The organism is Streptomyces lushanensis (genome assembly GCF_001700515.1).
GTDB classification, from domain to species: domain Bacteria; phylum Actinomycetota; class Actinomycetes; order Streptomycetales; family Streptomycetaceae; genus Streptomyces; species Streptomyces lushanensis.
The window spans coordinates 1-7,062 of record NZ_MAUD01000071.1 but is presented as its reverse complement, the minus strand read 5'-3'; the positions used below and the strand labels follow the sequence as shown (position 1 = coordinate 7,062).

Below are 7,062 nucleotides of genomic sequence, written 5' to 3'. Positions count from 1 at the left end.
GCCGGCCAGAACCCGACATCGGGGGCGCTCGCCGCCCGCCGCGTCCACCGGCTCCGCTCCGGCGACACGCTCCAGGCCCTGGCATGGGCCGAGTACGGCGACGCGGCGGCCTGGCGGGTCATCGCCGACATCAACGGGATCGACGACCCGTTGCGGTTGGCGGAGGGGCGCGAATTGCTGCTGCCCTCGGCCGACGAACTCGACACCGTGGCGGAAGCGGCCTCGTACGGGCCCGGCGCCGGCCGGAGTGATGCCTGATGGCGAACGACACCGTTGCCAAGACCCTGGTCGTGGAGATCGGCGGGACGAAGCTTCCGGCGGATCTCGCCAACACCCTGGTGGACGGGTACGTCGACGACAGCCGCACCCTGCCCGACCTGTTCGTACTGCGCTTCCGCGACCCCAGCCGGGTCCTGCTGGAAAAGGCGGGCATCAAGATCGGCGTCGAGGCGCGGCTGCTGGCCGGTTCCGGGTCCGGAGGGTCGCCGAAACCGTTGCTCAAGGGCGAGGTCACCGCTCTGGAGATGGACTTCGACGAGACCGGTACGTTCACCATCGTCCGTGGCGCGGACAAGGCGCACCGGCTCTTCCGGGGGCGCCGGGTCGTCGGCTACCAGAACATGACCATTGCCGACATCTGCCGCCAGGTCGCCCGGCGCGCCGGTCTTTCGGCGGNNNNGCGCTGGTCGGCCGGGCCGACGCGGGCAAGGCCGACACGGTCCGGCTGGGCATCAGCCCGGCGGACGCGGTCGGCCCGTTCGGCAAGGCGGACTACGTGGTGACCGACACCGCGTACGGGGAGCAGGCCCGGGTCGAGCAGGCCGCCAAGGCCCTGGCGCAGCGGATCGCCGGGGCGTTCGCCGAGATGGAGGCGGTGATCCGGGGCAATCCGGAGGTCCGGGCGGGCGGCGCGGTGGCGCTCTCCGGGGTCGGCGCACCGTTCGAGGGCCGGTACACCGTCACGTCGTCCAGGCATGTCTTCGACGCGCTGCGCGGCTACGAGACGTGGGTGACGGTCTCGGGGCAGCAGGAGCGTTCACTGTCGGCGCTGGCCGGTGGCGCCACCGGCCGGGGCCCCGAGGTGGACGGAATCGTCATCGGCCTGGTCACCGACACCAAGGACCCGGAGAAGCTGAGCCGGGTCAAAGTGAAGTTCCCCTGGCTCTCCGACGAGTACGTCAGCGACTGGGCGCGCACCGTGCAGTCCGCCGGTGGCGGGGGCAAGAACGGCAAGGGCACCTCGGCGTTCGTCCCCGAGGTCAACGACGAGGTGCTCGTCGGCTTCGAGCAGGGCCGGCTCGACCGCCCGTACGTCCTCGGCTGTCTGTTCAACGGGCAGGACAAGCCGTCCACGGGGAGCGGCGAGCTGATCGACGGCACCAGCGGCGCCGTCAACCGGCGGTCGTTCTCCTCCCGCAGCGGCAACCAGCTCGAACTGCTCGACAACGCCTCCGGCGCGCAGGGCGTGCGGATGGTCACCGGCGACGGCAAGCTCACCATCGACCTGGACCGCAAGGGCACCAGGATCGTCGTGCACAGCGACGGCACGGTGGAGATCGACGCCAAGGACAAGGTCACCGTCAAGGCGGGGAACGGCGCGCTGATGGACGCGGGCAGCGGCACGCTCGAACTGATCGGCAAGTCGGTGAAGGTGACGGCGCAGACCGGCGTCCAAGTGGACGGCGGCAGCGGCCAGGTGGGGCTGAGGACGAGCGGCGGAGTGGATGTGAAGGGCACTCAGGTCGCCGTCAACGGCACCTCGCGCACGGAGATCAAGGGCGGAGCGATGTGCTCGATCAACGCCGGCCTGGTCAAGATCAACTGACGGACCGTTCCGCCGGCCGCCCCGGCGCGACGGTCCATGAGGTGAACGCGCACGCGCGTCACGACCGAGGGGAGTACCCGTCATGCCATCCGCCGCTCGCGTGGGCGACGCCACCGGCCATCCGGGAGTGGTGGGTCCGCCCGGTGTGCCCACCGTTCTCATCGGCGGCATGCCCGCCGCGACCGTCGGCACCACGCACACCTGCGCCTTCCCGCCGCCGGCCGTCCACCCGCCGTCCGTGATCGTCCCGCCGGGCTGTCCCACCGTGCTGATCGGCGGCAGGCCCGCCGCGCGGATGGGCGACACCGCCGCCTGCGGAGCCCCGATCGTCGCGGGCTGCCCGACCGTGCTGATCGGCGGGTGACGGACCGATGGGGGAGCAGTTCGTCGGAGCGGGCTGGGCGTTTCCGCCGCGTACCGACGCCACCGGGTCCATCGCCCTGGTGCACGGCGAGCGGGAACTGGAGGAATCGATCCGGCTGGTCCTCGCCACCAGCCCCGGCGAGCGGCCCATGCGCCCGGAGTTCGGCTGCGCCGTCCACGACTACGTGTTCGCGCCGGCCGACGCGGGTACCGCCGGCCAACTCGCGTACGAGGTCCGGCTCGCGCTGGACCGCTGGGAGCCCAGGATCGAGGTCGCGGGCATCGACGTCCGGTTCGACGCCGTCGAGGACGGCGTGCTGTACATCGACATCAGCTACTTCGTGCGCGGCACCAATGACCCCCGCAACCTCGTTTTCCCCTTCTATGTGATCCCTCCGCACGAGGAAGGCGCAGGTCAGTGACACTGCCCAGCCCCAATCTCGACGACCGCAGGTTCCAGGGGCTCGTCGACGACGCCAAGCGGTTCGTTCAGCAGCGCTGCCCCGAATGGACCGACCACAATGTCTCCGATCCGGGCGTCACCCTCATCGAGGCGTTCGCCACCATGGTCGACCAGCTCCTCTACCGGCTCAATCGTGTGCCGGAGAAGAGCTACCTCTCCTTCCTCGACCTGATCGGCGTACGGCTGCACCCGCCGACCGCCGCCCGCACCGACGTCACGTTCTGGCTGTCCGCGCCGCAGCCCGAGACCGTACGTGTCGGAGCGGGCGCCGAGGTCGCCACGGTACGGACCGAGAGCGAGGAGGCGGTCGTCTTCACCACGTCCCGCGACCTGCAGATCGAGCCGTGCGCTCTGGACCGGCTGGCGACCCGCCACCACGGGGGCGACGCCACCGACCGTACCCAGGAACTCGCCCTGGCACGGGACGTCCCCTGCTTCGGCGCGACACCCGCCCCCGGGGACGCTCTGTACTTCGGCCTGTCCAACCCCGTGCCCGCCGGCGTCGTCGTACTGCGCCTGGACTGCCGGGTCGACGGGGTCGGCGTGGACCCCTTGCGCCCGCCCCTGCGCTGGGAGGCGTGGGACGGCAAGGTGTGGGCGCGCTGCGACGTGGAGGAGGACACGACCGGCGGTTTAAACCGCCCCGGTCAGGTCGTCCTGCATCTGCCGGGCACCCACACGGAGTCCGTCATGGTGAAGAAGCCGGGCGGGTGGGTGCGCTGCCGGCTGGTACCCGCCGAGCCGGGCCAGCCCACCTACCTGCAGTCGCCGACGGTTCGCGAGGCGGCGGCGTTCACGATCGGGGGGACGGTCGACGCCGTGCACGCCGAGACCGTGAGGGACGAGGTCCTGGGCCTGTCCGAGGGTGTGCCCGGCCAGTCGTTCCATGTCGCGAGGCCGCCCGTCGTCCCCGGCGACGAGCCGTTCGTCGTCCAGGTGGCGGACGGCTCGGGCTGGTCGCTGTGGAGTCGCGTCGACGACTTCGCCCAGTCCGGCCCCGAGGAACAGCACCTGACACTGGACCCGAACTCCGGCCGGGTCGACTTCGGCCCGGCCGTCCGGGAGCCCGACGGGACGGTCCGCTCCTACGGCGCCGTTCCCCCCAAGGGCGCGCCCGTACGGATCCGCGCCTACCGCACGGGAGGGGGACACCGGGGCAATGTGGCCAAGGGAGCACTGCGGGTGCTGCGCAGCTCGCTGCCGTTCGTCGCGCGGGCCGAGAACCGCCGGGCGGCCGTCGGCGGTGTCGACGGCGAGAGCGTGGAGAACGCGAAGGTCCGCGGGCCGATGACCCTGCGCAGCCTGTACCGGGCGGTCGTCCCGCGCGACTACGAGCAGCTGGCCCGGGAGGTCGCGCCGGACGCCGCGCGGGTGTGCTGCGTCCCCGCCGGGGAGGGTGAGGAGAGCGGGGTACGGCTGCTGGTGGTGCCCGCCGTCCAGGGCGACGAACAGGGGCGGCTGCGGTTCGACGACATGGTGCCGCCCCAGGAGACGCTGCGCGCCCTTGCCGACCATCTGGACCAACGGCGCCCCATCGGCACCCGCCTGGTGGTGGAGCCGCCCTACTACCAGGGCGTCACCGTCGTGGCATCCGTCCTGGCCGCCCGCGGCGCGGTCGCCGACTGGATCCGCACCGAGGCGCTGGCGGCCTTGTACGGCTATTTCAACCCGGTGACCGGCGGACCGGCGGGGCAGGGCTGGCCGTTCGGCCGGCCGATCCACGCGGGCGAGGTGTACGCGGTGCTCCAACGGGTGCCCGGCGTCGACCTCGTGGAGGACGTCCGGCTCTTCCCGGCCGACCCGTTGACCGGTCAGCGGGCCGAGCAGACCACCAGGATCGTGCTCGACCCGTACGCCCTGGTCTTTTCCTACGAGCATCAACTCAGAGTGCGGGAGTCCTGAATGCGCGGAACCGTCCCGGGGCTGCCGACGCCCCACCCCCTGATGTACCAGCTCCCCGCCGTGTACCTGGGGCAGGATTTCCTTCAGCGGTTCCTGGAGGGGCTCGACGAGGTACTGGCGCCGGTGCTGCTCACCCTCGACAACCTGCCCGCCCACCTGGATCCGCGCACCGCCCCGGAGGACTTCCTGTCGTGGGTCGCGACCTGGGTGGCCGCGGAACCGGACACCGGGCAGGGCGCCGGAACCGTTGAGGGCCTGCCGGTCGAGCAGCGGCGGGCCGCCGTCACCGGGGCGATGGAGCGGCACCGGCGGCGCGGCACCCGGGGCGGGCTCGCCGACGCGGTACGGCTGGGGTTCGGCGCGGAACCGGAAATCGAGGAGACGGGCGGCGCGTCGTGGTCCGTGACCCCGCGCAGTCCGCTGCCCGGCCAGGCCGGCGGGCGGCCCCGGGTCACCGTCCGGCTGCGGGTCGCCGACCCGGGCGAGGCCGAGGCGGACCGGCTGCGGCGGCTGGTGGGCGAGGAAGTGCCGGCGCATGTCGGCTACGACGTCGAACTGCTGCCCCTCGCGGACGCGTCATGAGCGGCGGTGCCGGGCTGATCTGCCCGGACTGCGGCCACCGCAACGCGCCGGGCACGGTGTTCTGCGGGTCCTGCGAGCTCTTCCTGGACTGGGAGCCGGACACACGGGACGGTGGCGGCGGGGACGCCGGGGCCGGAACCGCTCCGGCCGCGGCGGTCTCCGGGCCGGCCGGCCGAGGGTCCGTGGCTTCGGCTTCGGGGGCGGCGAGCGGTGTCGTGGCCCCTGAGCAGACCGGAGCTCCGGCGGAGCCGCCGTCCGGCGGGACCGGTCCGGCGGTACCCCCGGCCGGTCCCACACCGGAATCGGCGCATCCGCGGACCGTACCCGCCGGGCCTCCGGTCCCCGCGACCGCGGCCGCACCTCCGTCCGAGGGCCGGGCGCCGGCCCAGGCACCGCCTTCGCCTCCGGCACGGGGACCGGAGGCCGGGCCCGAAGCACGGCCGGGACCGGCGGCGGCGAATCCGGCCGGCCCTGCCGCCCCGGTACGGCCCCGGACGCCGTCGGCGCCGGCGGGGATCCCCGGTACCGTCCGGCGCCCGGGGGAGCGGCCGGCGGACCCGGCCGACGACGACCCGGCGCCGGGCACCGCCTCCGGCGGGTCCGAGACCGGAACCGCGACCGCTTCCGGGACCGTGGTCCACGACCTGGTCTGTCCGGACTGCTCGGAGGCCAACCCGCGCACCCGCACCCTGTGCGTGCGCTGCGGCGCGGTCCTTGTCGCACGAAGGGCGAACGAGGAGCGGCTGTCGTGGTGGGAGCGGCTGCTGCGGCGGATCTTCCGGCGGACCCCCCGCAGGCTGACAGCCGGCGAACGCCCCGCGGGGCGCGCCTGGCGCCGGCCGAGCCTCGCGATCCCGCTCACGCTGGTGGTGCTCCTGGGCGGGGGCTTCCTGGCGCGGTCCTACCTGAGCGGGGCCGTCAACTCCGTCCTGGACCGGACGGCCAGGACCACCCCCGTCAACCCGAGGTTCGCGGAGGCGTCCAGCCAGCTCAAGGCCCATCCGGCGGCGGACGCCTTCGACGGCTCGAACAACGGGTACTGGGCGCCCGCGACGGCCGGGGCCGGTCAGGGGCAGTACCTGGAGGCGCGTTTCGAGCAGCCGGTCAGGCTGGAGAAGGTCATCATCCACGGCGGGATCTCCGCAAACAGGGACGACTTCCTCAAGCAGGCCCGGCCCTCCGTGCTCGACGCCGAGCTGAGCGGCCCCAACGGCGAGGTCGAGAAGAGGGAACTGAGGCTTGAGGACAAACCGGGACCTCAGACCCTGGACCTCAAAGGGACGGACATCCGGGCGGTGCGGTTCGTCATCAGGTCCAGCTACGGGGCCGGGGAGAAGAACCGGCATACGGCGATCGCGGAGGTGGAGTTCTTCGGCAGGCGCTGACCCCGGGGCCGCCCTGCCCGGGCGGTACGGGCGCGCGGTCGGCCCCGCCAAGGGCTGTCCCGTAGTCCATGCTGGGCGCGCGACGACAGCCACGGCACCTCGCCGCGTTGTCGCAACGTCCCCAGACGCCCAGTACGGGGACGTCCAGTACGGGGACGTCCCTCCGCCTTGCGATGTACCGCATCCGACGCCACACGCCGACCCGTCAGCGATTACGGGACAGCCCTTAGACCGGATGGGGCATGGCGGCGGACGGCGGGAGGCCCAGGGAGGCGAGCATGTCGGCGTAGCCGCGACGGGCCCGGGCGCTGTCGGCGGCGAGGCCGGCCTGTTCGCATGCCCGGATCAGGACCCGCCAGGCGGCGTCGCGGAATCCGTCGATCCCCAGGCAGAGTTCGGCCGCCTCCACCGCGTCCGACGGACGGCGCTGGCCGAGCCGTATCTCGGCCAGCGCCACCGCCGAACCCGCCGCCTCCCGGCGCAGCCGTTCCCGGTCGGGGGCCAGCCACTCGGCCAGCCCGTCCTCGGGCAGCAGCTCGCCC

At 73.3% G+C, this 7,062-nt stretch carries 8 protein-coding genes; 7 read left to right on the top strand and 1 reads right to left on the bottom strand.

The annotated features are described in order from the left end of the window. The 7 genes from BFF77_RS06325 to BFF77_RS35475 all read left to right on the top strand — a co-directional run. Positions 1–258, top strand: a 258-nt coding sequence (locus BFF77_RS06325) for a LysM peptidoglycan-binding domain-containing protein (RefSeq protein WP_141698369.1), incomplete at its 5' end; no start/stop codon positions are given. Positions 259–679: 421 nt separating this feature from the next. Beyond that, positions 680–1,825: VgrG-related protein (locus tag BFF77_RS06320; RefSeq protein WP_245703283.1), on the top strand; the 1,146-nt coding region annotated here is incomplete at its 5' end. An 82-nt stretch (positions 1,826–1,907) separates the two neighbouring features. After that, positions 1,908–2,189 carry a PAAR domain-containing protein gene (locus BFF77_RS06315; protein ID WP_066944680.1) on the top strand — a complete coding sequence of 94 codons (282 nt, stop codon included), beginning with the start codon at positions 1,908–1,910 and terminating at the stop codon, positions 2,187–2,189. Positions 2,190–2,196: 7 nt separating this feature from the next. Then, positions 2,197–2,610: a GPW/gp25 family protein gene (locus BFF77_RS06310; protein ID WP_066944678.1), complete on the top strand. Its 414-nt coding sequence runs from the start codon at positions 2,197–2,199 to the stop codon at positions 2,608–2,610. Beyond that, entirely contained in the window at positions 2,607–4,553 is a 1,947-nt protein-coding gene (locus tag BFF77_RS06305) for a putative baseplate assembly protein (RefSeq protein ID WP_066944676.1), read from the top strand. Before BFF77_RS06310 ends, BFF77_RS06305 begins: the two co-directional genes overlap by 4 nt. After that, entirely contained in the window at positions 4,554–5,135 is a 582-nt protein-coding gene (locus tag BFF77_RS06300; protein ID WP_066944674.1) for a phage tail protein, read from the top strand. A gap of 632 nt (positions 5,136–5,767) precedes the next feature. Further along, a complete protein-coding gene (locus tag BFF77_RS35475) occupies positions 5,768–6,520 on the top strand; it encodes a discoidin domain-containing protein (protein ID WP_169922617.1) in 753 nt (250 codons plus the stop codon). Positions 6,521–6,746: 226 nt separating this feature from the next. On the opposite strand, the gene BFF77_RS06290 is transcribed toward BFF77_RS35475, so the two are convergent. Further along, the coding region (locus tag BFF77_RS06290; RefSeq protein ID WP_211280170.1) for a bacterial transcriptional activator domain-containing protein at positions 6,747–7,062 on the bottom strand (316 nt) is incomplete at its 5' end.